Origin of the sequence: Paenibacillus sp. Dod16 (assembly GCF_049893405.1) — a bacterium.
Taxonomy (GTDB): Bacteria; Bacillota; Bacilli; order Paenibacillales; family Paenibacillaceae; genus Paenibacillus_AQ.
In genome coordinates, this window is the sequence record NZ_JBNDYG010000003.1 from 250283 (window position 1) to 276308 (window position 26026).

Here is a 26026-nt window from a genome sequence, read left to right on the forward strand (position 1 = left end):
GGATTGAATAGAAAAGCTGATCGCAGAACAGAACCAGCATCTCTGCATCAGCTTCTTTTATCCTTTGAATTTGAGTGCACACTCAGTTTATATAGATATCGAAAACATTGTTAGATTGAAGGGAGAAATGAAGATCATGCTGTCATTCATGTCAGATTGGAGTATCGTCATGATATTGTGGCTGCTGCCGGTTGTATTTTTCATTCACGATGGAGAAGAGATTGCCACGATGGAACGGTGGCTCAGGAAGAACAAGAATAACCCTGTGCTATCCAAAATCTCGCCTGTCTCCACTCCGTGGGATAAAAATATCACCCTGCAATTCACCTTTGCCGTTCTGCTGATTGGCTTTATTCTCACCGGCGTAACGCTCCTTACGTCTCTTAACTTCGACATCGGCAGTCCATTCAATGCGCTGTTCGCGGGATTTGTCACGGTGTTCCTGCTGGATGGCGTGAAACATGTGGGCGCGTCGATCGCCCTCTCGGCATACACCCCGGGTGTCATTACAGCCGCCCTCCTTGAAATTCCTTACGGGATTTATGCGCTCTATCACCTCCTCCATGCAGACATCATAGATATGACTTCTCTCACCCTCGGAACCATCATCGCCCTGCCGATCACCCTGCTGCTGGTATGGACGGGTCTGACGCTTGGAAAACGCATTGCGCCACCCCGCATAAATATGTAGGCTCCGACAAGCGATATGTAGAAGAAAAGCGACTACTCAACGTTCAAGGCGCATCTTATTGAATCTCAAAAAAGAATGCTTCCGGATCATCCGGAAGCATTCTTCTCAACTCTTTCGCAAATCCTACAAACTCCAATTGCGTCTAGGCTTATAACCCGCCTTCTCCAGAAATTCCCGCTCCGTCTCCGGTCCAAGACCCTGAATCCCCACCTTGGCGCTCATCGAAGTAATCAGCATGCGGCTGGCCATCTCCAGCGTTTGCAAGGCCATCCGCGCTTCGCGAATGGACGTGTCATAAATAACTACACCGTGGTTCTCGAGGAGCAGCACATTGGCGAGCTTTGCCTTTTCCCGGACGCCCTGGCCCAGCGCGTCACTTCCCGGGTGATAGTAAGGCACACGTTCGATTCGCTCAAGATAATACATCGTCTCGACGAACATATTGGACGGGAGCTCCAGGTCGGAGCAGGCAATCAGCGTAGTATAGAACGGAGAAGCATGGAGCACCGCACCGATCTCCGGACGGCTTTCGTAAATCGCCCGATGCATGGGCGTTTCTTTGGACGGTTTGCGCCCTTCTGCCCCATACACGTTCCCGGACAGATCACATTCGATCAAGTCTGCTTCCTCCAGTTCGCCAAGGAAAGTCCCGCTGGCCGTCACCACATAACGGTCCCCTTCCGTTCTGGCGGAGATATTCCCCGCATTGCCCCACGCGAGGTCATATTGCATCATATATTTACCGGTGTGCTGCAGTTCTTTTCTAATCGTTTCTACACTAGCCATGACATCTACCTCCTGTAATAAAGTCTGGATACTTCTCCATAAATCGCTTGCTAGATGAACATCAACTAACGTGCTTCCTATTTACCGCCTAGCAGATTCGGCAGGAACATCGACAATTGCGGAAGATACGTGATCAGCATCAGGTCAATGATCAACACAATATAGAACGGCACCATGCCCCTTGTAATTTGATCCAGCCGGATCTTTGCGATCTGGGCCGATATGAACAGATTAATGCCGAGCGGCGGCGTGCACATCCCGATCGCCAGGTTGACGATCATAATAATCCCGAAATGCGTCGGATCGATCCCGAATTCGGCCGCTACCGGCGCCAGCAGCGGTGCCAGAATAATGATCGACGCATTGGATTCCATAAACATGCCCACGATCAGCAGGAACACGTTGACCAGTAACAGGAACACGATCGGGTTATCGGATATGTTCACGAAGAAACCTGCAACCGCCTGGGGAATTCCTTCACGCGTCATGATCCAGCTAAACAACCCCGCGCTTGCAATGATGAACATAATCACGGATGTCGTAATCGTGGATTGCGTTAGAATATTTATCAGCTTGGAGAATTTAATCTCCTTATACACAAATACACCGACAATGAATGCATACGCAACGGCAACGCCCGCGGCTTCGGTCGGCGTAAAGATTCCGCCGTAAATTCCGCCAAGAATGATGATCGGCATAAGGACGGCCCAGAAGGATTCCTTGAAGGCCTGCCATACTTCTGCCGGCGTCTTTCTCTTCTCGCGCGCATAGCCTTTTCGTTTCGCGATAATATAAACGGCAATCATCAGCGATAAACCAATCATGATTCCCGGAATGAGACCCGCCATAAACAGATCGCCGATGGAAGTTTCGGCTGCTACTCCGTATAGAATCAACGGAATGCTTGGCGGAATGATAACCCCCAACTCACCGGACGTCGCTTGAAGAGCCCCCGTAAAGTTCTTATGATAACCCCGGGAGATCATGGCCGGAATCAGGATGCTGCCCAGCGCCGCGGTTGCCGCCGCGGAGGAACCGGATATGGCGGCAAAGAACATCGAGGTTACAATTGTTACTAGTCCAAGTCCGCCCGGCAAATGGCCTGTAAGTGCATTCGCCAGATTCACCAATCGTCTGGAAATCCCGCCAAATTCCATCAAGGTACCCGCGAACACGAAGAAGGGAATCGCCATCAGCGGGAATGAGTCCGTAGACGTGAACGAACGCTGGACCAGTACAAGCAGCGGCGTACCGCCTTCCCACCAGATTGCTACAGCCGACGCCATCCCCATCGAAACGGCAATCGGAACACTGATGGCGAAGAACAGGATCAGACATCCAAACAGTACGATAGGCATTATAATCCTTCCTCCTTCGCTTGCGGAACGGCATCGGACACGATCGTTTCCAGAATAACCGCTACCGCATTCATGATGAGCAGCACCGCTCCAATCGGAATGGCTGCATAAGGAATCGACATGCTAAGCCCCATCGCTGCCGACGATTGCACGGAGACCCGGCCCAGAATGTCGATGCCCTGGACCAGCAATAGAATGAAAAACACGATGCATATCGCCATGACCATGATTCGAATCACCTTTCGGTTGACTTCACTCACCAGCTCCGGCAGCAGCTCGATCGCTACCAGACGATGATGACGCAGCGCCAGCGAGGAACCCAGAAATACAAGATAAACCATCAAGTATCTGGCAAGCTCCTCGGACCAGTGAAGCGGATACCCGACAATCCGGTAAATAATCTGCATGATAATCAGGATGGACATGACACCCAGGATCATGGCCACTGCGATGCCCACGAGTTTGTTTAGCGTATCGATTGCTTTTAATGTCTGCCGCATGGCTTATCCCCCCTCTTGAAGAAAAAATGGTTATGGCGTATTGATGATTTTGTCGTACAGCTCTCTTCCGTACATGTTGGCAAAGCGTTCATGCACAGATTTAGCTGCCGCCTCGAACGGCCCCTTATCCACTTCCACGAACTCCGTACCGAATTCTTTAAGCTCATTGATAATCTGCTCTTCTTGTTCAAAGACCAGCTGATTCTCGTATTCCGTCGCTTCTTTGGCCGCTTCTTCAACAGCTTGACGCTGAGACTCATTCAAGCGTTGATACGTCACTTCACTCATCGCGAGCATCACGTAACCGTATACATGATCGGTCATCATCATATACTTCTGGACTTCCTGAATCTTGGAGCTGGCTGTAAAAGCAACCGGATTCTCCTGTGCGTCAATAACCCCGGTTTGCAGCGATGAATAAACTTCGCCAAAGGCCATTGGCGTCGGCGTCGCCCCCATTGCTTCCCAAGCCGCAATGGAAGCCGGAATCTCCGGCACGCGGATTTTCAAGCCGCGCAGATCGTTTGGCGTTTCAATCTTCTTGTTAGCAGTCAACTCGCGCGGGGTTCTCATCCAAAACTCCAGACCGCGGACCTCGGCATTATCCAGCAGGCTCTGCTTCAGTTCATTACCGACATCCCCATACAGCACGTTCTCCAAATGCTGCTTGTCCCGGAACAAATACGGCAGCTCCAAAATGGCATAAGGGCTGTAGAAATTCGATAATACGCCCGCCGGCAGGGCAAAATCCACCGATCCGATCTGCATCCCTTCGATCAGGTCTCGGTCATTCCCGAGCATCGAGCTGGCATACACCTCTACCTCGATCTCACCGCCCGTTTTCTCCTTCACCAATTCCGCAAATTTAAGCGCGCCCAGATGCCACGGATCGGATTCGCCCGTTATGTGACCGAGCCTCAGCTTGATCGGGCCCTCATCCGTATTCGGCTTCGTTATAAATAAAGCGCTTACAATGAGTAGTGCAGCCACCATGACAACTGCGAGTCTTTTCCACATTTGTCGTTCCCCCAATCTGATATGAAGTTCCTGCAGCCTCCGCCACTAGAAGCAGAAGCTGCGGGGAAATGTTGGTAATTAAAAGGTGACGATGACCTTCAGGGATGAGTCCTCCTTCTTGTCGACCAGGCGGAACCCTTCCGCGGCATCTTCATAAGACAGCCGATGGGAAATGACGGCTCTGGCGTCCACCGCTCCGCTTGCCAACAAATCGATGGCGGAAATGGTATCCTCGCGCGTGTACGTCATGCAGCCCACAATCTCCTTCTCGGTCTGCTGCAGATTCACGATATCGAAGGTTTGCGTGCCATGGAACATGGCTATCGTTACGCAGCGGCCGCCTTTGCGAAGCAAGGCAAGGGCATCATCCACGATCCCGGAGACCCCGGCTGCAATCAGTACCTTATCGAATTCGCCGGCAATTTCCACCTTCGCTTCCTCGGTCCAGCGTCCCTTGCCGCGAATGTTCAAAGTGTGGGTAGCCCCCATCACTTTGGCGGATTCAAGCGCATAATCCATGACGTCGGTCACCATGAGCGTTGTAGCACCGGCAGCCTTCGCAGCCGTCATGGCGAGCAGCCCGATCGGTCCGGCACCGAGAATAGCGACCTTGTCTCCGACTTCGATCCCGGCCTTGCGTACCGCATGGACCCCTACCGCGAAGGGCTCAACCAGCACACCCAGCTCATGATCCAGCTGATCCGGCAGTTTGAATACGCATGCTTCCGGCGCAGCAAAGTACTCGGCCATCGAGCCATACCAGCCCTTCAAGCCCGGCGCTCCCCGCTCGGCGCAATAATTCGTTCTGCCCGTCAAGCAGTAATCGCATTTGCCGCAGCCGACCTGAGGCTCCACGGTTACCCGATCACCAATCTGAAAGGATGTGACGTCCTTACCCACCTTCACGATTTCGCCGGACACTTCGTGGCCGATAATGACGGGCGGCTTCCGGAACAAGTGCAGTCCCTTGTAGGTATGAATATCCGATCCGCAAATGCCGGCGGCTTTGACCCGGATCAGAACCTCCCCTGCCCCGATCTCCGGTACGTCCACGTCTTTAACGACAACTTTGTACGCATCCTCCACATATACAGCCTTCATTGTCTCTCCCCCTTGTAGTCATTCAAGATGGCGGTCTGATCCCGTATCTCTCTGTTATATAAAAAGCGCTTGCTTCGATTCCTGCAAATGCTTGCGCATCACCTCGGCGCTGCTCTCCTTGCCGGTCATGAGCGCCTCATAGATCTTCCAGTGATCCTCCAGGAACTTCTCCATCCGGTGCGGATCCTTCCGCAAATGCCGGCGGGTGATTCGCTGCAGATGATCATGGTAGTTCAGCAGCACCCGGTGTATTTCCTGGTTGCCCGTACATTCGCAAATGATCAAGTGGAAATCATGGTCGGCTTGAGCGAAATTTTTGACATCAAGCCGGCTGACAATGTCGGCAGTTTCGGCAAGATTGCCCTCCAGCTCCTTCTCCTGCTCAGGCGTGAGTCTGGATTCGATCTGCTGGCAGTTGAACGTCTCCAGCGCAATCCGCAGATCGTATATGTCTACAATCCGGTTCACGGATAGATCATTGATGATGATGCCCTGCTTCGAGGAAACGGTGACAAAGCCCTCTGTCTCCAGACGCGTCAACGCCGCTTTGATCGGCGTCTTGCTCATTCCCAGCAGCTCAATCAATTCTCGCTCGGACAAGAATCGACCCGGCTCGAATTTCTCGTTCAGAATGCTTTCCTTAATCTCGTTATAGGCCACATCTTTTAACAGAAGAGAAGAAGCTGCCCCTTTGCTTTTATCCATCGTCATTCGTGTATTCTCCTATCTTGGCTATTGATCCGGTTCAGGAAAACCGGCATCCCGCACTTTGATAAAATAATCCGGCGATCCCAGCTGTCCGCCCTTAAGAGCCAATTCCAGACCGTCCAGGCTTGCGTCGTCCGAATATACCTTGCACAGCGGAGCCCCCGGGGATACGTCCCATATCATCTCCAACCCGTAAGCACCCATCTCGCTGGTGACAAAACCGGAGGTGTCTCCCCCAGCAATGACAATTCGGCGCAGCCCGGCTTGATCCATGACATGCTTGGTTAACTTCCCGAGGCTTCTGCCGATGTACTCGCCCGCTTCCGCTCCGGATAGTCCCATGGTCTTCAACCGTGTTCGTGTCTCACCGATCGCTTCATCCTCGGGGCCCAGCGCCGTGTAGAGCACCACGCTTTGTCCTTCTTGGAGCTTATCCACCGCTTGCTGGACAAGCCCCAGCCGGGCAGCATCATCTGTACCCCCGATCATGGCCGGCGTAATACGCATGCCGTGATACCCTTCGGCTATCGCACGCTCAATCTGAAGCTGACTAACCGGTGAAGCGCTCCCGGACACTACCAGAATGGCATCGGTTGGCCGAATGGTCGCATCAGGTTTGTTATTCTCCGACGAAGGAGAAGCAAGTCCGAGCTCATCCCAATGGGCAGCCAAAGCGTATTCGACGCCGGACGACCCGACAACGAATGCCCCCGCCCCTTCGGGTTTATCCTGAATCAGCTGGCCGCACCGCTTGAGCCTGTCCTCATCCAAGGCATCAAACAGCAGAATTCCCGGCTTCTCCCCCAGTTTATCACGATATCGGCGAAGAACCGTATCGTTGTCTCCATCCAGTTCTACAATATCCATTAAAGTTATGGAATCCGCCGTCTGCTGCGCAAGATGAAGACGCAAATCCGCCTCATGCATCGGCGTGGAAGGGTGCTTCGACATGACGGGATGCCGATCCAGACGGTACACCGTATCATGCATTTTCGCGAAATGCTGGCCAAACAGCGTATAACGTCCAAGGCGGGGCGCGCCGACCAGCAGCGGAACCGTCACCTGATCTGGAAAATAGTCTCTTGCCACCCCAATCGCGTGGCCGACACTGCCAACCTCGGGCGAAGAGTCGAAGGTGGAGCATGTCTTATAGTGGACGAGCGGCGCGCCGCTCATGGACAGCTTCTCAAATACCGGCCGGAGCTCGGCCTCCATATCCTCCGGAGATTTGGCTCGGCTTGTACCTGCCACCCCGATGCAACGGATGCCTTCAAACTTTTTCAGCCGATCAAGCGAAGGAGCTTCCAGAAACAATACCGTGCGGTAACCGCTTCGGGCCAGCGCCTCCATCGCATCCGTTGAACCTGTAAAGTCATCGCCATAGAAAGCAAGCAGCAGCTCATTGTGGTTCATGCTTGTCCCTCCCGAATCTATGATAGATCTATCATAGATCTATTTGAGACTTATTGTATTTGCAGCGCTTTCAAATGTCAACCACCTTTTCGTTTTGACGTGAGAAATATCATTGCGAAAACCGTCTTTGACTGACCTCACATTCCTCAACATATTAGCCAAGCGATGGCTCATAACCATTATGGATAGCCGTTTAACCGGGATATGTTACGCAAAAAACCTAGAGAGGGAGATATCGATTCATGGAGGATCAGAACCGGAACAGAGGAAATGACAACCGCGTACCCCAGCCGATACGCAGCGACGGAGCAGGCGGGCCGGACTATGGCCCGCGGGATGTGATGAGGGATAGCGAGAATCCCGACATGCTTGTGCCCCCGGCCACAGATGCGGGCTTGATGCCCAATCTGAAAATGTCGTTCTCCGACACGCATATGCAGCTAAATCATGGCGGCTGGTCCCGGGAAATTACGGTACGGGACCTCCCGATTGCAACCACGCTGGCTGGCGTGAATATGAGCCTTACGCCCGGCGGCGTCCGGGAGCTTCATTGGCATCAGCAGGCGGAGTGGGCCTATATGATCTGGGGCAGCGCCAGAATTACGGCCATGGATGCAAGCGGCAGAAATTTCATCGCGGATGTGGGGCCTGGCGATCTGTGGTATTTTCCGGCCGGTCTCCCCCACTCGATCCAGGGACTCGAGGAAGGCTGCGAATTCCTGCTGGTTTTCGATGACGGCCACTTCTCAGACCTGAGTACCCTATCGATCTCCGACTGGTTTGCCCACACGCCAAAGGATGTGCTGTCCGCCAACTTCGGCGTTCCGGAGAACGCGTTTAGCCATATCCCGAAGGAACAGGTTTATATTTTTCAGGATCAGGTGCCAGGTTCGCTCGAAAGCCAAGAGGTCCAGTCTCTTTACGGGAAGGTGCCGCTGAGTTTCAAGCATCGGCTGCTGGCGCAAGAACCGATCATAACTCCCGGTGGAAGCGTAAGAATCGTGGATTCCAGCAATTTTCCGATCTCCAAAACCGTAGCGGCCGCGCTTGTCGAGATCAAACCGGGCGCCATGCGGGAGCTTCACTGGCATCCGAATCAGGACGAGTGGCAGTATTACTTGACCGGACAAGGACGAATGACCGTATTCGCCGGCAATGGAGCGGCACGGACCTTCGATTACAGAGCCGGCGATGTCGGTTATGTCCCATTTGCCTTCGGCCACTACATACAGAACACGGGTACGGAAACCCTGTGGTTTCTGGAGATGTTCAGAAGCGACCGGTTCGAGGATATCTCCTTGAATCAGTGGATGGCCTTGACCCCTCGGGATCTGGTCCAGGATAACCTGAAAGTCGGAAACCAAGTCACCGATGCTTTGCGCAAAGAAAAGTGGCCCGTCGTGAAATACCCGGGATATTCGTATTACCCGAGGTAAGTTCCAGCCTCCCCGCGTCGAGGACATTGATCTGTAGAATTAACGTCATACAGACCTGCCCAGAGGATTTTATTCCAAGGCGGTCTGTTATGTGCCGTCATGCGGATATTGACTTTTCTTTCCTTCTGCCATATAGTTCATTAATGAAACTATTTCATACGTGAACTATTTGAGAGGAGAACTATCATTGAACGACAAGGCAAAGCAGTGGATCGACCGGTATGTCGATGTCTATCTGCTTGTATCGAGGCGGATCAACGCCCAGATTCGAGAGCAGCTCGGCGAGGATCTGACCAGTGACCAGTTTCAAGTGGTACGCTTGATCAACGGCACGGATCACTGTACTTCATCCTATCTGGCGGAAGCTCTCGCGGTTGGCAAAAGCTCGGTTACGGCTATCGTCAACCGTCTCGTGGATGCCGGCATTATCGACAGAACCCGGGACGAAGCAGATCGCAGGCTGGTGTATCTGACATTGACGGAATACGGACATACGATTTTTGAATCTGCCCAGGAGCAGATGAGGGAGATCGTCTCCCCTTACCTGCAGCATTTTGAAGAAAAAGATATCGAAATGTTTATCTCGATGTTCGAGAAACTGGGGCAATTGATGTTTGAATCAGGGGGGAGAAAGAATTGAAAGCCATACTGAAAGCAAGATGGGCCATTATCGTTCTGTGGCTAGCTGCCGCAGTTGTGCTGTTTTTGTTCGCGCCGTCCATGTCGGATCTGGTGCGGGAGAAAGGGCAATTATCCGTACCGGACGGTTATACCTCTTCGCGCGCGGCGGAAATTCTCAAGGAGGCCTCCGGCGGCGAGGGTGGGGAAACCCTGCATCAGGTAGCTCTCGTCTTCAATAAACCCGATGGGTTAAGCGAATCGGATAAGGAGAGCATCCGGGAGGGTGTTCAAGCTTTAAACGATAATAAACAAAGCCTCCATATCGATTCCATCAATGAACCGTTCACGCAGACGGAGCTGGAAGACACACTCATCGCCAAAGACGGCAAGACCATCATGGTCGCGCTTCAGGTCAGCGGCGGCCAGGAAGCCGTTAAAGAGCTGCCACAGAAGGTTATTCAGGTGCTGGAAGGCGTTCAAGCCGATCATTACCTGACAAGCGAAGGCCTCATTAATGAAGACACCATCGTCAGCTCCGAGGAAGGCCTGAAGAAAACGGAATACATTACAGTTGTCTTTATTCTCCTCATTCTGTTCGTTGTATTCCGTTCCTTCGTGGCACCGTTCGTCCCGTTGTTGACCGTAGGGCTCAGTTATATCGTGTCGCAGTCGGTCGTTTCTTTTCTTGTGGACCATTTCAACTTCCCGATATCGACCTTCACTCAGATCTTTATGGTAGCCGTCATGTTCGGGATCGGGACCGACTACTGTATCCTGCTGATCAGCCGGTTTAAGGAAGAACTCACTACGTCGGAGGATACCAAGACGGCGATCATCGAGACTTACCGAAAAGCAGGCGGCACCGTGATCTATTCCGGGCTTGCCGTATTTGTCGGCTTTGCAGCCATCGGGTTATCCAAATTCATTCTGTACAAATCCGCGGTTGCGGTTGCAATCGGCATCGCCGTTATGCTCCTGGCATTGGTTACCGTCGTTCCATTCTTCATGGCGGTGCTGGGCAAGAAGCTTTTCTGGCCGTCACGCGGCAAGCTGGAGCATAGCGAAAACAAGCTTTGGGGGGCGGCAGGTTCCTTCTCACTTAAGCGTCCTTGGGCTGCATTGCTGGTCGTAGCCGTTATCGTTGCCCCTTTCCTGGCTACATACAGCGGCAAGCTGTCGTTTAACAGCCTGGAGGAAATCGGGCCAAGTTACGCTTCGGTCAAGGGCTTTAACATTATTTCCGACAGCTTCGGCCCCGGACAATCGCTGCCATCCACCATCGTGATCAAGAACGATGACCGCATGGATACGGCGGAATACATGGGACTCGCTGAAAAAATCAGCCGGGAAGTAGAAAAGGTTGATGGCGTGTCCAGCGTACGCGGGCTCTCCCGGCCAACCGGCGAGCAAATCAACGATTTCCTCATTCCGACTCAAGTGAAAACGTTAAATGAAGGATTGGGAGAGTCCAAAGACGGACTGACCCAGATTCAGAATGGACTATCCGAAGCAGGCAAGCAGCTCAGCGAGAATACGCCGAAGCTGAATGAAGCCGCAGCGGGAGCCAAGGAGCTGACCAAGGGAACCGCCGACCTCAAGGACGGCATCACGGAGCTTGGCCAAGGCCTCAGCGCTATCCAAAAAGGAATCCAGAGCGGCAGCGCAGGCGCAGGCGAACTCAAAGCAGGGCTTGCCCAGGCTGCGAAAAGCGCGAAAGAGTTAGCTGCAGCTCATGCCCAGCTACTCCAAGGTTATAAACAGCTTGATACCGGATTAGCAGCTCTTGAAGGCGGCGTTGCCGGACTTCAAGAACAGCTGGGCGGCGTTGCGGCTGCACTGAGTGGACTTGAAGGCTCCTTCACGGGACTGGAGAGCAACCACCCGGAACTCATTCAGGATGCCGACTATCAAACCATCAAAGGTACCGTTACGCAAACAGCCGCAGGCACAGCCGAGCTGGCAGCAGGGTTAGGACAAATCTCCGAGCAGCTTAAAGGCGCGTCAGCCGGCTTAACGGAAGCCAACGCCGGCTACGCCAAGGCAGCCGCCGGGCAAACGGCGCTTGCCAACGGTCTTCAGCAGCTTGTGACCGGTATCGCCGAGCTTCAATCCGGCCTTTCGCAGGCAGCTAACGGGCAAGGACAGATCGTGAGCCAAATCCCTTCCATTACAGGCGGTCTGGACCAGCTGCAAGACGGCCAGAAGCAGCTTGCCGACGGCTTTGGCGATCTAACCGGCCAGATCGGAGAACTAACGGAAGGCCTGAACGCCAGCGCGGACGGATTGAAGCAAATTTCGGACGGACTGCATTCCGCACAGGATTATCTGCAGCAGATCCAGGACGTTCAGGATGAAGAGCTCAGCGGGTTCTTCATTCCGCAGGAAGCCCTTGAGAATGAAGAGTTCCAGACGGTATTCGATACCTATCTCAGCGATGACCGCAAAGTAATGACGCTGGATGTGGTTCTGGCAACCAATCCGTACAGCGAAGAGGCGCTGGGCAGCGTCGAACAGATTCAATCCGCTGTAGATCGCGCAGTAAAAGATACGAAATTGGAGAATGCCGAGGTTGCCATCAGCGGCATTACCAGCACGAACAACGATTTGCAGAACATATCGAATGAAGACTACACGCGAACCGTGATTCTCATGCTGAGCGGAATCTTCATTATCCTGGTCGTGCTGCTGCGCTCCATCGTGATGCCGATCTATCTGATTGTTTCACTGGTCATCACATACTTTACCGCTGTCGGCGTTACGGAGATGATATTCGTTCACGGCTTCGGGTATTCCGGCATTACCTGGGCCACGCCGTTCTTCAGCTTTGTCATGCTGATTGCGCTTGGGGTGGATTACAGCATCTTCCTAATGGCGCGTTTCAACGAGAACAAGTCCTGGAATGTTCAGGATGCCATTCTGCATGCCATGCGCAACATGGGTACTGTGATCCTGTCCGCAGTAGTCATTCTTGGCGGTACCTTTGCGGCGATGTATCCGTCCGGCGTACTGTCCATGATGCAGATCGCAACGGTTGTCCTGGTTGGACTTGTGCTATACGCACTCCTGTTCCTTCCATTCTTCGTACCGGTGATGGTCCGTATCTTCGGCCGGGCTAACTGGTGGCCGTTCACCCCGAAGGAGCAGGATGCAAAGAGCCCTTCCGGACATGACGTAGGAATGTAGCCATTACAAGGGTGACCCCAATCTAACAATGATCACCATAACCGTCTTTTTCCTGATTCATGACAGGTAAAAAGGCGGTTATTTTCTATGCCATTTCAATAAAAGTGAACGGAAACCTTAACCGTGAGTACTTGGGACTACTACCAAAGAACCGAACGAATGCTTTTTGTTGGAGAATAGCTATACGATCGTCACATTTTCTCGTATATTAAGAAGAAGAATTCTCGGATTTCAAACCATACCAAAACTAAAAGGGAACGTGAACAGTGCCAACACGATCTGCAAACCATACCTATCGCATTCAAACTAAAAAGATTCTACAGTATATATTGGCCGTTGCTGTTTTTCTGTCCGTGCTCCTCAGCCTTCGGTGGTATTGGATCGAGGCCTTCGTTCCTCCCCACCATCCGAAAGCTTCCCAAGGGGTGCTCGACTTACGCAGCTGGGACCTCACTCATTCCAAATCCATTACATTGGATGGAGAATGGAAGTTCTATCCTGACATGCTTGCCACAAAACAAGAACTGGAGCAAACCAATCCGCAGCATCGCTATGTGCAGGTACCGGGAAATTGGCGGGGGAGCCAAACGGAGGAATCCGGATCTGCCTATGGTACCGGAACCTATCGGCTTCGTATTCTGGTCGATCCATCCTTAACCGCTCCCCTTTCGTTCTGGATCCAGCAGATCCAGGCTTCGGCGAGTGTCGAGATAAACGGCCTTAAGATGGGAGAGATGGGCAACACCGGAGAGGACGGCAAAGACAACTATTCACCGGCTCGAAGTCCCTTCGTTGTCGATTACGCTCCCGCCAAACACACGCAAGACATCGATTTGATTATACGCGTGGCCAACCATGAGCATCCGCGCCAAGGCGGAATTGTAAATTCCATCAAGCTGGGATCCAGCCAAGCCATCCATGGTGAACGCGGACTTTCCATCGATCTTCAGCTCATTACATTCGTTGTGCTCATCCTTCACAGTCTGTATTCCTGCATCCTGTTCTTATTCAATCCGCGGGAATGGACGCTTCTTGATTTTTTTCTGCTGCTTCTCACCGCATCTGTGACGATTGGAGTGTCAGATGACGATTTACTGCTGAAATGGCTGTCCATCAATTACGATTGGGATCTTAAAATCTCCATATTGTCTTATTCCTGGCTATCTTTTTTCATATTGAAGATGACCAGAAGTTTCACCATAAAGACCCGCAGCCGATGGTTTACCGCATATTGCGTTTCCCTGCTTCTATATTCCGGATTTATTGCAATCGCGCCTGCTTCGCTTGTTTTTTGGACTGTGGAGTATAAAGTTTTTGCCATTTTTTATATATTGCCAATCATCATCTCGATCTATATGTTCGGGAGAATGGTGGCTGCAAGCCGGGATGACGCGATCTTTCTGCTCTTGGCAGCCAGCGGCGTTTTCTCCAGTGTTATTTGGGGAGCACTCATTAAATATCAGGAACTTCCAAAAGTGTATTACCCCGTTGATGTCATCGCGGCCATCATCGGTTTCTCTGCCTATTGGTTTAAGCGTTATTTCCGCAACGTCGATAAAATCAGCAAGCTCAACCGCGAATTGCAGAAAGCGGACAAAATGAAAGACCGGTTCCTGGCCCAGACGTCACATGAGCTGCGAACGCCGCTGCACGGGATCATGAATATCGCCCAGAGCGTCTCAGACAGGGAACAGCATAATATGGACAATCGAAGCTCGGAGGATATGAAGCTCCTTGTTAAGGTTGGACGCCAGATGTCGCATTTGCTGAATGATCTACTGGACGCCGTAAGGCTGAGGGAAAAGCGAATCGTACTGCATGCCGAGCCGCTATCCCTTCCCTCTATCGTAAATGGCGTTATCGATATTCTGAAGTATCTGCTCGAAGGAAAAGCCGTGCAGTTGAAAATGGATATAGACACATCCGAAGCCCTCCCTCTCGTTATGGCTGATGAAAAGAGGCTGGTGCAAATCCTTATGAACTTATTACATAATGCCATCAAACATACCGAGGAAGGATTCATTGCCGTAACAGCCAACGCCAAGAACGGGCAAATGTTCATCAAGATAACGGATACGGGAACGGGAATGGATCAGGAAACACAGCAGCGGGTATTTCTGCCATACGAACAAGGCGATCCCGGATACGGCGACACCAACGGCATAGGTTTGGGCCTTAGCATCAGCAGAGAATTGGTGGAGCTTCATGGCGGCTGGATGACGGTTCACTCCGAAATCGGAAAGGGCTCGACGTTTACATTCACGCTTCCTTTGGCGGATTCGACTGACGTAGAGATGGCCCCGAACCTATCGGCCGTTCGGCTTGAGGCCTATGAAGAGATGGCGGCAAGCCGGAACGACCTGAATGACCAGCCGCTTCTAACCGCAGAAGTCCCGTTAGTGGAAGAGCAGATGAACATTTTAGCCGTTGACGATAATTTTGTGAATTTGAGAGTGCTTGCAAATATATTGATGACGGAACCTTACCACCTGCAATTAGCAACATCGGCCGGGGAAGCGCTGGAATTGCTCGGAACGAAACCATGGGATTTAGTAATTGCAGACGTGATGATGCCGCAGATTTCTGGTTACGAGCTGACACGGAAGATAAGAGAACGTTATTCCCCTTCCGAACTCCCTGTGCTTCTGTTGACGGCGCGAAGCGAGCCCTCCGACATGTATGCGGGGTTTCGAGCGGGTGCCAACGATTATGTCACGAAACCAGTGGATCCGATGGAGCTTAAATACCGTATCCAGTCATTGATTACGTTAAAGCAGTCCGTGAACGAGCGTCTGCGTATGGAAGCTGCCTATCTGCAAGCTCAAATCCACCCGCATTTTTTGTTCAACACCTTGAATTCAATCCACGCATTGAGTGAAATTGATGTGGAAAGAATGCGAAAACTTAACGAGGCCTTTAGTTCATACCTGCAAATCAGTTTTCAATATCAAAACTCCGGCAAATTTGTCTCACTATCGGAAGAACTCGAACTTGTACGCGCATATTTGTACGTTGAGAAGGAGCGACATGGCAACAGGCTCCATGTCGTATGGAACGTGGATCAGGACATTCACCTCCTGCTCCCTCCATTAACGATTCAGCCTCTGGTTGAGAATGCCGTACAGCACGGTATTATGCAAATCGCTAAGGGCGGAACCGTACACATTCGTATTGAACGTCAGGAGCTTTCCACGCTGATTCAGGTCAAGGATAACGGCATGGGAATGAGCAGAGAAAAGGTACAGGGGTTGCTGGATGCTCCGCGAGAGGACAAGAGAGGAATTGGCCTGTACAATACGAATCGCAGATTGATTCAGACGTATGGGAGCGGTCTTTCCATTCAAAGCGAGGTCCGTGAAGGGACAAGCGTATCTTTTGTCATTCCCGATTCGGAGCAATAGCGTTTCTTAACCGTAATAGGAGGGTATCCCGCCAGATCTAAGATCTTGGGACACCCTCCTTTTTTTCAAATACAGACGGATCCGATTGCTGCGTGTTCTTATTCCTTCTGCCATTAACCCGATACAGATCGCCGTAAATGGAACGATGCTCCAGTCTAGCAGCTTACGATACAACTCCGATATAAAACCCGTCATACCCCTTACTTCCCACCGTTTGAATCGCCGTGCCGGAAATCGCGGAGTGGGCGGACAGCATATCCATGAATTTGCGGATACCGTGCACCCGAGGGTCTGTGCTGTGATGATCGATCACTTCTCCATTCCGGATCACATTATCGCTAATAATGATCGTACCCGGCCGTGAGAACTGTAACGCCCACTTCAAATAATTCGGATTGTTGGGTTTATCGGCGTCAATGAAGATCAGATCGAACGGCTCCACCTTCTCCTTGGCCAGCTGCTCTAGCTGCAGCACAGCATCGCCTACCCGGATTTCCACCCTATCCTCCAGTCCGGCCAACGCAATATTGGATGTGGCAATCTCGGCATGATGCGGATCGAGCTCCAGTGAAATCAGCCGCCCCCCATCCCCAAGCGCTCTAGCCATCCAGATCGTACTGTAACCTCCCAGCGTACCAATCTCCAAAATTCGTTTCGCACCCTTGATCTGAACGATGAGGTTCAGCAGCTTCCCTTGAGCCTTGGATACATCAATCTCCGGCAATCCGGCCTCCCGATTTGCAGCTAAGACCCTCTCCAAAACCTCATCATAAGGAATCAAATGTTCTGTGATGTAGTCGTCTACTTTATCCCAAGTCGCAGCTGTATCATCCTTCTTTTTCATGCCCGCTTCCTCCCTTATTCTCCATATGGATCTTACAAAATCATTGTATGTGATTTATTGTTATAGATATAATATATATTTAAAGGACTTATATAACTTAAATATATGAATGAATAGGAGTGCGGCACTCATGAATTTACACGCATTACGGCTCTTTCACGTTATCGCCACAACGGGCAGTGTTACCCGTGCTGCTGAATTGTTGAATATAAGCCAACCCGCCATAACAGCCCAGATTAAAAAATTCGAGAAGGAACTCTCCCTTACTCTGTTCAAGCCGCAGGGCAGGGGCATCGGATTGACGGCAGCCGGAGCCGAGCTCGTTCCGCTTGCCAAAAGACTCTTCTCCGTCGAGCAGCAGATTGAACAATTCTGCCTGGATTACCGCAGCGGTTCGAGGGGACAGATCCGCATGGCGGCTACCTATCTTCCTTCCCATTTTCTTCTGCCGGCCTGGCTTGCGAAATACAAGCAGCGGTACGAAGAAGTAGAAATGAGCATAACCACCACGAATTCAAGCGATGCACTTAAGCAGCTGTTACATATGAATGTCGACCTTGCGATATACGGCGGTCTGCCAGAGGAATCTCCGAATACGATACAGATCGAGGAGCTGTTCCGGGATGAGTTATGGTTTGTCGTATCCCCCGATCACCGCTATGCCAATCAGCGTATCTCCTTGGAAGAGATGATGAGAGAGCCTTTTGTTATGCGGGAGGAAGGCAGTTCAACGCGAGAACGTTTATTTGCCTTATGCCGTACCCATAGCGCACCTTCCCCGCGGATTATGCTGCAATTCAACGGTCTGCACGAAGCGATTATGGCCGTCATTGCCGGATACGGTGCAAACTTTGTGTCCTCACTCGTTGTACGAGAGTATGTGGAGCGCGGCGAACTAAGCCGGGTCTATGTCGATGGAATCGAGCTTCAAAATATCATAGCAGTCTGCACCCGCAAGCATGAACCGTTATCTGCTGCCGCCATGAACTTCGTGGATATGATCCGGAATCAGTCATAAGTAACCGTTACATTTCATTACCATATTAATGTGAATGATAACCAAAACATTCCATTCATGACGTTAACAATCTGTTTAGTACCGACCTCATGGCAGCCTCACTGCCGTCATGTTCCACGACTTGCGCAAACGCGGCACGCAATGCCTCCGCCAGAATGATGCCCAATTCTTCGCCAGCCTCTTCTCCTGATGCTGCGGCCAGTTGACCGAGATAACGGGCAACGGGATTGTCTCCTTTACGGGGATCGGGCTCAGACAGCAATCGCCCCGTTTTAAGGCGAATCATGCTGTCGTAAGCGGTCAATAGAGCCGATTTCAGGCGCTGATCGGGAGGGGCTGCATCGGCAACAGCTTCCATGCGATCCAATATTCGAAGTGTTACGTCATCCCGAAGCAAGCCGTAAAATTTCTTTTTGGATTTGTAATGATGATAARGAGCTCCCACGGTCACTCCGGCATCGGCAGCAATGTCGTCAACTTCCGCTTTGTGGTATCCCATCTCGGCAAAACGCTTCAATCCTGCCTGTATGAGTTTGTGCTGCGTGGTACCCGGTATTGGTATATGACTCATGTAACTCCCTCCGAAACGTTCATGTAAAGATATCTAAATTCTAACATAGCAACTCTTTAAGAGATATAATCTTGATAGCGGTGAATAGCCATTTCTAAAAAAACAGCTTGATTATACAACATAACTCAGTTATGTTAAATATAACCCAATTATCCTACATCACGAAACTATACTTTAGTTCGAGGTGAGACCATGGAAGGACACGTTATTTTTTATTTTGTTCCGGTCAAAGATATCAAGACAGGCAAGAGCCTCTATCGCGACACGCTCGGTTTGGAAGAATCATGGCGCGAAGGAGATTACACGGTCGCCTTCAAGCTTCCCGGTACCGACGTTGAATTGATGGTTGAACAAGTCTCGGAAGGAGGCCCGGATGCAGCCGGACCTGTTTTTCTCGTGCCATCTGTTCGGGAAATATACGAGAACAATCCCGGCAAGCTGCAATTTATCGGCGAACCGGGTGAAACACCGGACGGCCTCTGGTTGAGTGCCAAGGATGATTCCGGCAACGGAATCTACTTCACGGATGAAAGCCTCCATGAATCCTGATCCCATTTGCGCCGCTGGCCCCCCTGCCCTCTAGGGAGTGACGGCGGCAAACGCCAATATCCATCGGCTTCATATACTGCAGTAACAACAAGAACATACAAATAGGGACGTCCCGCCAGATCCTGGGATCTTTCGGGACTGTCCCTATTCTTTGTCTACTCCTCCCAAGCTTGATTAGTAAATTTACCGAACGTGTTAACCTTTAATGGAGCCGATCATGACGCCTTTCTCGAAATATTTTTGCATAAACGGATAAATGAGCAGAATCGGAAGCGTCGATACAATAATGACCCCGTACTTGATCTGGTCGGCATAACGCTGCGCATACCCCCCTGCATCCCCTCCTGTTCCGGCACCGCTCGAGAACACCTGGTTTGACAGCAGAATATCCCGCAGAACGATTTGCAGCGGCTGGAGCTTCGTGTCCCGGATATAGATCAGCGCGGTGAAGAAGTCATTCCAGTGCCCCACCAAATAATAGAGTCCGATGACGGATACCAACGCTTTGGACAGCGGCAAGGCCACTTTAAAGAAAAAGGTAAAATGGGAGCAGCCGTCCATGACAGCCGCCTCATGCAGCTCCTGCGGCAGCGAGTTCTCAAAAAAGGTCCGGGCAATGATCAAATAAAACACATTCACGGAGAAGGGGAGAATAAACACCCAGATGGTGTTCGTCAGACTAAGCCCCTTCATCAACAAATAGGTGGGAATCAGCCCGCCGTTGAAAAACATCGTGATCACGAAAATAAACATAATGAGCCGTCTGGCGCGGAATTCCTTTCTGGATAGCACATAAGCTGCCGGAAGCGTGAACAGCATGTTAACCAAGGTGCCGAACACCGTATAAAACAGCGTATTCCGATATCCGGTCCAAATCCGCATATCTTTGAAAATCTCCTGGTAACCGAAAAAACTGATATTTTTGGGGATAAACAGGACCTTCCCCGTCGATACGAGCGTTGAGTCGCTGAACGATGCAATGATGATAAAGTACAGCGGATAGGCGATCAGCAGAAAAATTATACTGCACAGAAAACCTAATGTGATCTTAAACGCTAACTCCTTGCCGTTTAAACGCGTTCTCGTATGTTCATGTTCCACAACCGTTTCTCCTTCCCCGATCATTAGAATAGGCTCGTTTCCGACATTTTCTTCGAGATCGTGTTCATCGCATACAAGAATACGAAATTGATGAGCGTGTTAAACAGACCGATGGCCGAAGCCAAGCTGAATTGATTGGAGATGATCCCGATTTTATAGACGTAGGTGGCAATGACCTCCGAGACGGGAAGGTTCAGCGAATTCTGCATCAGAAATATTTTCTCGAAGCCGGTCCCGAGGATATTCCCCATGCTGAGGATAAACAGGATGATGATGGTCGGAATGAGGGCGGGAATATCTACATACCGGATCGTCTGCCATCGGCTGGCCCCATCGATTTTGGCGGCATCATACAGCTGGGGATCCACGGTGGACAAGGCTGCAAGATAGATAATGCTGTTCCAGCCGCAGTGCTGCCATATGTCGGAGAGCACATACACCGGAATAAAAGTCGAGGTGGATGCCAACAGATTGATATGTCCCAGCCCCACCGCCTTCATGAAGTGACCGACAACTCCGGTTTCGGAGGATAGCAGCACATTTAGCATGCCGACCAGCACGATAATGGATATGAAATGGGGCAGGTATACGGTAGTCTGCATCAGCTGCTTCATTCTTTTTCTGCGGATCTGGTTAAGGATGAGGGCCAATATGATCGGAGCCGGAAAGCCAAGCACGATCGTGGCCAGACTGATCAGAAACGTGTTCCGCATCAAATCCGTGAACAGGTAACTGTCGATGAATTGCTGAAAGTAAGCAAGCCCTCGCCACTCGCCGCCGGTCAAGCCTTTGCTGAAATCGTAGTCCCGAAAAGCAAGCTGGATGCCGTACATCGGGATATAGTTAAACAACAGGATGACGATAATAGCCGGAAAAATCATAATCCACAGCTGGTAGTCTCGTCTGAAGGTGTTCTGTCTTTTACGGGATTCCATATCCTCCCTCCTAGTTTTGATTCATGTACTCGTCGTAATATTTTTGCATAATCTCTAGATTCTGCTTCAGGCCTGCTTTCTCGCTTTCCTTGATGTACGCGTCCCATTCGGCTTCCACGCCGCCCTTGGTCACCCATTTGGCAAAGCTGGATTCCGCCAGATTCATCACATTCGTGTTGTTCAGGCTCATGCCGTTATTGTCCATGGTGGAATACTTGATGAACATGCCGGGGAACACGTCTTTATCGGGATCCACGTCCAAGGCCGCCTCCAGCGGCTCCGATTGACCCAGCACCTCCTGCATATCGGTGCCAAGCGTAAGCTCTAAGGTATCGGGGATATAAAATGCGCCGTGGTCCGCCATCGTCGAGGTCCATTTCCATGTGCCCGGATCCATCTTGGCATCGGCTGGAGGCAGAACGGCATATGTACCGTCTCCGTTATCTTTAATATTCGGTCCGAGGGATCCGAACAGCACCTGCATGCCCACCTCGGGCGCATAAAGCTCGTTGATGAATTTCATGGCCGCTTCCTTGTTCTTGGTCTTGGCGGACATGACGATCTGGTTGGTACCATAATTCAGGGAGTAATGATCGTAGCTCCATGACAGCTTCCCTGCATAATCTGCCGACACCTTCATCGGTGGCATGGAAGCATACTGCGGTGCCAGCTGCTCGCCGAACCGGTCGGACGCCACCCATCCCCAGGTAAAGCCGACCTTGGCCGTATCCCCTTCCCCGCGGGAGATGGATTGAAATTTCGTATAATCATGTGTGAACACTTCCGGGTTAATCAGACCCGCCTTGTACAATTTATTCAGAAAGGTGACCATCGTTTTGTACCGTTCATCCGTCAGGAAGTTCTTCACTTGACCGTCTTCCACAAAATAGCCCTGTCCGCTGCCGTCCGTCAGCGTAATGCCCATGCTGCCCAGAAGCACCGCCGGGTTAAAATATCCGCCGATGCCTCCCGGCCAATCCATCGGAATCTCGTCATTCGGATCGCCATTGCCGTTAGCATCCTTCTCTTTGAAGGCCACCAGGACTTCATACAGCTCATCCCATGTGGTCGGCATGCTCAGGCCAAGTTGATCAAGCCACTGCTGGTTAATGAACTGCCTGCTGGCGGTAGCGGGCCAGAACCGCTGATATTTCGGGAGACCGTAGATTTTGCCGTCCGACTGCGTGGCAATCACTTTCGTATCCGGCTTTTCATTAAACATGTTCTGTACGTTGGGCGCCTGATCCAGCATGCCGGACAGATCCTGGAATAAACCCTGGAATTGCGCAAAGTCCGCATCCGTAATGACGTTCGGCCCGATGAACAGATCCGGAATATCGCCGCTGGCCAGCATCGTCCCTTTCTTCTGTCCCCAATCCGCGGTAATCTCCTGCCATTCGATGTCCACGCCCGCCGTCTCCTCAACCTTTTGCAGCCATTCCATTTCAGCCAGCGGCTTCGTGAGCGGATGCTTGGTAATGATGGCGGTGAGCTTTACTTTTTTGCCTGTTTGATCCCCGGGTGTTTCGGCTGACTCGTTCGTGTCACCTCCGGACCCGCTGCATCCTGTTAACAACATGGCTGTGATGGCGACGAGCGAGATGAAAACGTTTACCCTTTTCTTCATTCCATTACCTCCTGGTTTCGTTTGTTGGTCTGGTCCATGAGGGTATGCGGCCATATATTGGCCTTGCCTTGGGACACATTTCACTCTAAACGGAGGGGAAGAGCCCCGTAAACGGACAATTTTTTAAGCATCTTCATTTTTTGAAAGCGCTTATAATAAAATGAATGAAAGCGCAACCAATCCGGATCGCTACAGGGAATTCAAATATTGTATACGTTCAAAAAATGAAGCTGCTCAGCTTCACGAAAGCGCCCGCACAAGAAGCTTATAACCAAAAGGTTCGTCAAAAGACCGCTGTAAGCTGCCTTATCCAGCATCAGCGGTCTTCGTTTATGCTTTATGTGTATTTCGATATTGTCCGGGTGTCGTACCCACCATCTTTTTGAAGGAACGGATAAAACTCGAGGTGTTGGTGTATCCGACCTGTTGGGAAATGGATTCAAGGGTCTCCTCGCTATCCCGTAAAAGCTGAATGGATTTCTGGATGCGAAGCTGATCGATATACTCTTTGAAATTTTGCCCCATCGTTTTCTTGAAGTGATGACTGAAGTTGGAGACCGACATATCAAAATAATCGGCCATCATCTGCAGCGAGCAGTTTGGATCCATTCCTTTCTCCGCTATGAGGGACAGAATCTCCTCCTGCGTTGCCGTACGGGACACGGGGAGCGTTTCGCTGATCATCTCGCATAGCTTGGCATAACTCTCCCTGATAATCCCGATCATCTGCTCCAGCGTATAACGGTGGTTAAATGCCGCCTCGGTGAGCCGAAGCAGGCTCTGGTCGTCATGACGGAACCGTTGGAGGCCGTTGAAGATGACGGTAACCGTATTGAGATACACGCTCCGTATCATATGCGGCGGCAGGCTGTCACTGCTTAAATAACCGATCATTCGCTCCGCCAAAGAGGCCAGCATGGCCGCATCGTTCTTAAGGATCGCAAGTTCGAGGGATTGCAGGATTTCGGCAAAATAGGACACGGCTCCGGTTTGGGGGATCTCGAGGTTATCAAAGGTCAGCACGGTCCCGATCTTCCGGATGCGCAGAAACTCCGCTGTGCGGAGCGCCTGCAGGTAGGAGAGATGGAGGTCCACCGGCGATTGGGCAGCGCTAGACTTGCCGATGCCAATCGCCGTCTGTTGGCCCGTACGCTCCAATATTTCATCCTGAAGCCGCTCTACGCAAGATTTGATAGGGAAATCGGCTGTATGGGAGCACACCAGAATCAATTCCTGCTGATAGATGCTCTTGAAGAAGTAACCTTGGGCATCATCAGGCAGCAGTCCCTCGTAATCCCGGCAGCAAGCCAATATCTTGTCCAGCCCTGCTCCATCCGCTTCGCAGCACAACACGGCAACCGTGTAGTTATCATGATGAAACCGGATGCCGACCCTGCGGGCTTCCTGTTCAAAGTTCTCCCAGTCAGGAATATGCCCACTCACCAGCTCAAACAGCAGGTTGTCCCGCATAATCGGCAACGATCCCCTCACATGCTCGTCCAGCTTGCTGTTAGCCTGCGAAAGCTCCTCCAACGTATACTTAATCGTATCAATCTCGTTCATCGGTTTTCGCTCCAGTGGTTCAAACACATGTACGGCGAGATCAACCAGACGGCGAATCGGCTGGTAGTTCTTCCGGATGGATACATAGATGATGAACACTTCAAGCAGCAGAATCAGCCCGACCAGGATAGCCGTATTCAGCTGAATCGTCCGAATGCCCTGCAGGGACTTAGATACCGGCAGCAAACTCACATATTTCCAGCCATTCTTATCCGATACCGAGGACGATACCAGATAGTCCGATCCGCTGATGGTATGAATACCCGAAGAGGAAACTGACTCTTCCCCTAAACGATGCACAAGCTTCTTGAAATCATCGGAAGATTGGTAAGACGTATCATTGGAGGATACCAATCGCCTTCCCTGGCCGTCTAGCACAAAAAAATCGCCGCTGTAGGTTTCCGAAACGGATTTCATCATCCGGACAATCGTATCCTCCCTAACCATGATCATAACGGCCCCGGGGGAATTCGAGCCCCCTACCGGCAGCGGCTGCACGAAGGTCAGCATTCTGACCCGGTTATTGCCGGGCACGACCACATTCTCCACAGGCCTCACGACAGGAGAATGAAGATCATTCAGAGTCTGGATCATATCTTCGTGGGCCCAGTTTTCATAATAGTAACCAACACCCGGAATGGATAGGTCGTCCAGGCTGTATGCGCTTCCAGTTTTGGAAAACAAATAACCGATGTTCTTCACATACAGCAAGGTGTTGTAAATAAACGCATCGGTTGCATTGTATTTTTTCATCTCATTGGCAATAAGCACCCGCTGGTAGTCGCTTTCCTCCGCCTTATACATCTTGAATTCCCGGTTCTGCACCAGCTCAAACGGTAAATTGTACACATATCTTGTAAACGTATCCATCGATGTCATGAACTGCTCCGTAATATGCGCATTCCAGTCCATTTCCTTCTCTTTCACCACTTCTGCCGAATAAGGATAGTAATAGCACAGGATGACGATCACGGGAAACATCAGCACAAGCAAATAGGAAATCAACAATTTTGTCAGCAGGTTAACCTTATGGATTCGCAAGCGGTGACCACCTCCCTATCCTTCGAACCAAATCTGAAAATGTTATCTATAAGAATACGTAATTTTCAAAAAAAAGAAAACTCATTTCCTGTTATACACTTTCGGAAATGAGTTTTTGATATGTGTACTATAGTTGTTGCAGCAGTCATGAGGATTGTTCCACTCCCCATTTTTCGGCCCACTTCTCCATCTCCTTCAAAGAATCCAGGAAGTCCAATCCCTTGTCGGTCAATGAATATTCCACGGAGACCGGAACGGTAGGAAATACCTCGCGTCTTACGATCCCGCTGCCTTCCAAATGCCGCAGCACATCCGTTAAGGACTGCGTCTTGATGATGGCTGCATCCCGGTGAAGCTGATTAAACCGTTTCGGTCCTTGGGCTAATTGCGCAATGACTAGAAACGCCCATTTGGCTCCGAGAATTTGCAGCACTGAGCAGATATGATTGAAAGCCGGCGTTTCCTGCAGCTCTTCTCTATCAGATTCCACGATCTCACCCCATCGCTAACTAATCGTAAGTTAGTCAAAATGATTGGATAATATCCAAATACTTTGCCTTCT

The 26026-nt window shown here is 51.0% G+C and carries 21 protein-coding genes; 7 read left to right on the forward strand and 14 right to left on the reverse strand.

All coding sequences use genetic code 11. The features are described 5' to 3' along the window. Positions 1-136: 136 nt before the first annotated feature. On the forward strand, positions 137-691 hold the full coding sequence (locus ACPV3A_RS03170; protein WP_426198116.1) for an HXXEE domain-containing protein: 555 nt from the start codon (positions 137-139) through the stop codon (positions 689-691). Between the two features lie 123 nt (positions 692-814). Here the strand turns inward: ACPV3A_RS03170 and ACPV3A_RS03175 are convergent, their stop codons facing one another. The 7 genes from ACPV3A_RS03175 to ACPV3A_RS03205 form a co-directional block, all read right to left on the reverse strand. After that, positions 815-1477, reverse strand: coding sequence for a class II aldolase/adducin family protein (locus ACPV3A_RS03175; protein WP_339218964.1), 663 nt, complete (start codon positions 1475-1477; stop codon positions 815-817). A gap of 77 nt (positions 1478-1554) precedes the next feature. Next, positions 1555-2835: a TRAP transporter large permease gene (locus tag ACPV3A_RS03180; RefSeq protein WP_426198117.1), complete on the reverse strand. Its 1281-nt coding sequence runs from the start codon at positions 2833-2835 to the stop codon at positions 1555-1557. Beyond that, positions 2835-3335, reverse strand: coding sequence for a TRAP transporter small permease (locus ACPV3A_RS03185; RefSeq protein ID WP_426198118.1), 501 nt, complete (start codon positions 3333-3335; stop codon positions 2835-2837). The genes ACPV3A_RS03180 and ACPV3A_RS03185 overlap by 1 nt, the downstream gene beginning before the upstream one ends. Before the next feature lie 30 nt (positions 3336-3365). Then, positions 3366-4352 (reverse strand): TRAP transporter substrate-binding protein, encoded by a 987-nt coding sequence (locus ACPV3A_RS03190; protein ID WP_426198119.1) that lies wholly within the window; start codon positions 4350-4352, stop codon positions 3366-3368. Positions 4353-4430: 78 nt separating this feature from the next. Beyond that, positions 4431-5453 carry a zinc-dependent alcohol dehydrogenase gene (locus tag ACPV3A_RS03195; RefSeq protein WP_426198120.1) on the reverse strand — a complete coding sequence of 341 codons (1023 nt, stop codon included), beginning with the start codon at positions 5451-5453 and terminating at the stop codon, positions 4431-4433. Positions 5454-5507: 54 nt separating this feature from the next. Further along, the gene (locus tag ACPV3A_RS03200; RefSeq protein ID WP_426198121.1) at positions 5508-6164 is read right to left on the reverse strand and encodes a GntR family transcriptional regulator; all 657 of its coding nucleotides are present in this window, start codon (positions 6162-6164) and stop codon (positions 5508-5510) included. Positions 6165-6185: 21 nt separating this feature from the next. Then, positions 6186-7574 (reverse strand): four-carbon acid sugar kinase family protein, encoded by a 1389-nt coding sequence (locus tag ACPV3A_RS03205; RefSeq protein ID WP_426198122.1) that lies wholly within the window; start codon positions 7572-7574, stop codon positions 6186-6188. Between the two features lie 242 nt (positions 7575-7816). Here ACPV3A_RS03205 and ACPV3A_RS03210 point away from each other — a divergent pair, with 242 nt between their 5' ends. The 4 genes from ACPV3A_RS03210 to ACPV3A_RS03225 all read left to right on the forward strand — a co-directional run bounded on the left by ACPV3A_RS03210 (position 7817) and on the right by ACPV3A_RS03225 (position 16215). After that, on the forward strand, positions 7817-9010 hold the full coding sequence (locus tag ACPV3A_RS03210) for an oxalate decarboxylase family bicupin (RefSeq protein WP_426198123.1): 1194 nt from the start codon (positions 7817-7819) through the stop codon (positions 9008-9010). Between the two features lie 187 nt (positions 9011-9197). Continuing rightward, positions 9198-9650, forward strand: coding sequence for a MarR family winged helix-turn-helix transcriptional regulator (locus ACPV3A_RS03215; RefSeq protein ID WP_071223214.1), 453 nt, complete (start codon positions 9198-9200; stop codon positions 9648-9650). Next, complete coding sequence (locus ACPV3A_RS03220; protein ID WP_426198124.1) at positions 9647-12814, forward strand: MMPL family transporter; 3168 nt, start codon at positions 9647-9649, stop codon at positions 12812-12814. The genes ACPV3A_RS03215 and ACPV3A_RS03220 overlap by 4 nt, the downstream gene beginning before the upstream one ends. A 266-nt stretch (positions 12815-13080) precedes the next feature. After that, positions 13081-16215, forward strand: coding sequence for an ATP-binding protein (locus ACPV3A_RS03225; RefSeq protein ID WP_426198125.1), 3135 nt, complete (start codon positions 13081-13083; stop codon positions 16213-16215). 163 nt (positions 16216-16378) lie between these two features. On the opposite strand, the gene ACPV3A_RS03230 is transcribed toward ACPV3A_RS03225, so the two are convergent. Then, on the reverse strand, positions 16379-17059 hold the full coding sequence (locus tag ACPV3A_RS03230) for an O-methyltransferase (protein ID WP_426198126.1): 681 nt from the start codon (positions 17057-17059) through the stop codon (positions 16379-16381). Between the two features lie 130 nt (positions 17060-17189). Here ACPV3A_RS03230 and ACPV3A_RS03235 point away from each other — a divergent pair, with 130 nt between their 5' ends. Then, positions 17190-18077: a LysR family transcriptional regulator gene (locus tag ACPV3A_RS03235; RefSeq protein WP_426198127.1), complete on the forward strand. Its 888-nt coding sequence runs from the start codon at positions 17190-17192 to the stop codon at positions 18075-18077. Between the two features lie 55 nt (positions 18078-18132). Here the strand turns inward: ACPV3A_RS03235 and ACPV3A_RS03240 are convergent, their stop codons facing one another. Next, the gene (locus ACPV3A_RS03240; RefSeq protein ID WP_426198128.1) at positions 18133-18648 is read right to left on the reverse strand and encodes a TetR/AcrR family transcriptional regulator; all 516 of its coding nucleotides are present in this window, start codon (positions 18646-18648) and stop codon (positions 18133-18135) included. A 192-nt stretch (positions 18649-18840) separates the two neighbouring features. Here ACPV3A_RS03240 and ACPV3A_RS03245 point away from each other — a divergent pair, with 192 nt between their 5' ends. After that, positions 18841-19197: a VOC family protein gene (locus ACPV3A_RS03245; protein ID WP_426198129.1), complete on the forward strand. Its 357-nt coding sequence runs from the start codon at positions 18841-18843 to the stop codon at positions 19195-19197. A gap of 195 nt (positions 19198-19392) precedes the next feature. On the opposite strand, the gene ACPV3A_RS03250 is transcribed toward ACPV3A_RS03245, so the two are convergent. The 5 genes from ACPV3A_RS03250 to ACPV3A_RS03270 form a co-directional block, all read right to left on the reverse strand. After that, a complete protein-coding gene (locus ACPV3A_RS03250; RefSeq protein WP_426198130.1) occupies positions 19393-20322 on the reverse strand; it encodes a carbohydrate ABC transporter permease in 930 nt (309 codons plus the stop codon). After that, complete coding sequence (locus ACPV3A_RS03255) at positions 20322-21233, reverse strand: ABC transporter permease (protein ID WP_426198131.1); 912 nt, start codon at positions 21231-21233, stop codon at positions 20322-20324. Before ACPV3A_RS03255 ends, ACPV3A_RS03250 begins: the two co-directional genes overlap by 1 nt. Positions 21234-21243: 10 nt before the next feature. Beyond that, positions 21244-22860: an ABC transporter substrate-binding protein gene (locus ACPV3A_RS03260; RefSeq protein WP_426198132.1), complete on the reverse strand. Its 1617-nt coding sequence runs from the start codon at positions 22858-22860 to the stop codon at positions 21244-21246. 330 nt (positions 22861-23190) lie between these two features. After that, on the reverse strand, positions 23191-25464 hold the full coding sequence (locus tag ACPV3A_RS03265) for a helix-turn-helix domain-containing protein (protein ID WP_339218981.1): 2274 nt from the start codon (positions 25462-25464) through the stop codon (positions 23191-23193). 145 nt (positions 25465-25609) lie between these two features. Further along, the gene (locus ACPV3A_RS03270; protein ID WP_426198133.1) at positions 25610-25954 is read right to left on the reverse strand and encodes a winged helix-turn-helix transcriptional regulator; all 345 of its coding nucleotides are present in this window, start codon (positions 25952-25954) and stop codon (positions 25610-25612) included. Between the last annotated feature and the right edge of the window lie 72 nt (positions 25955-26026).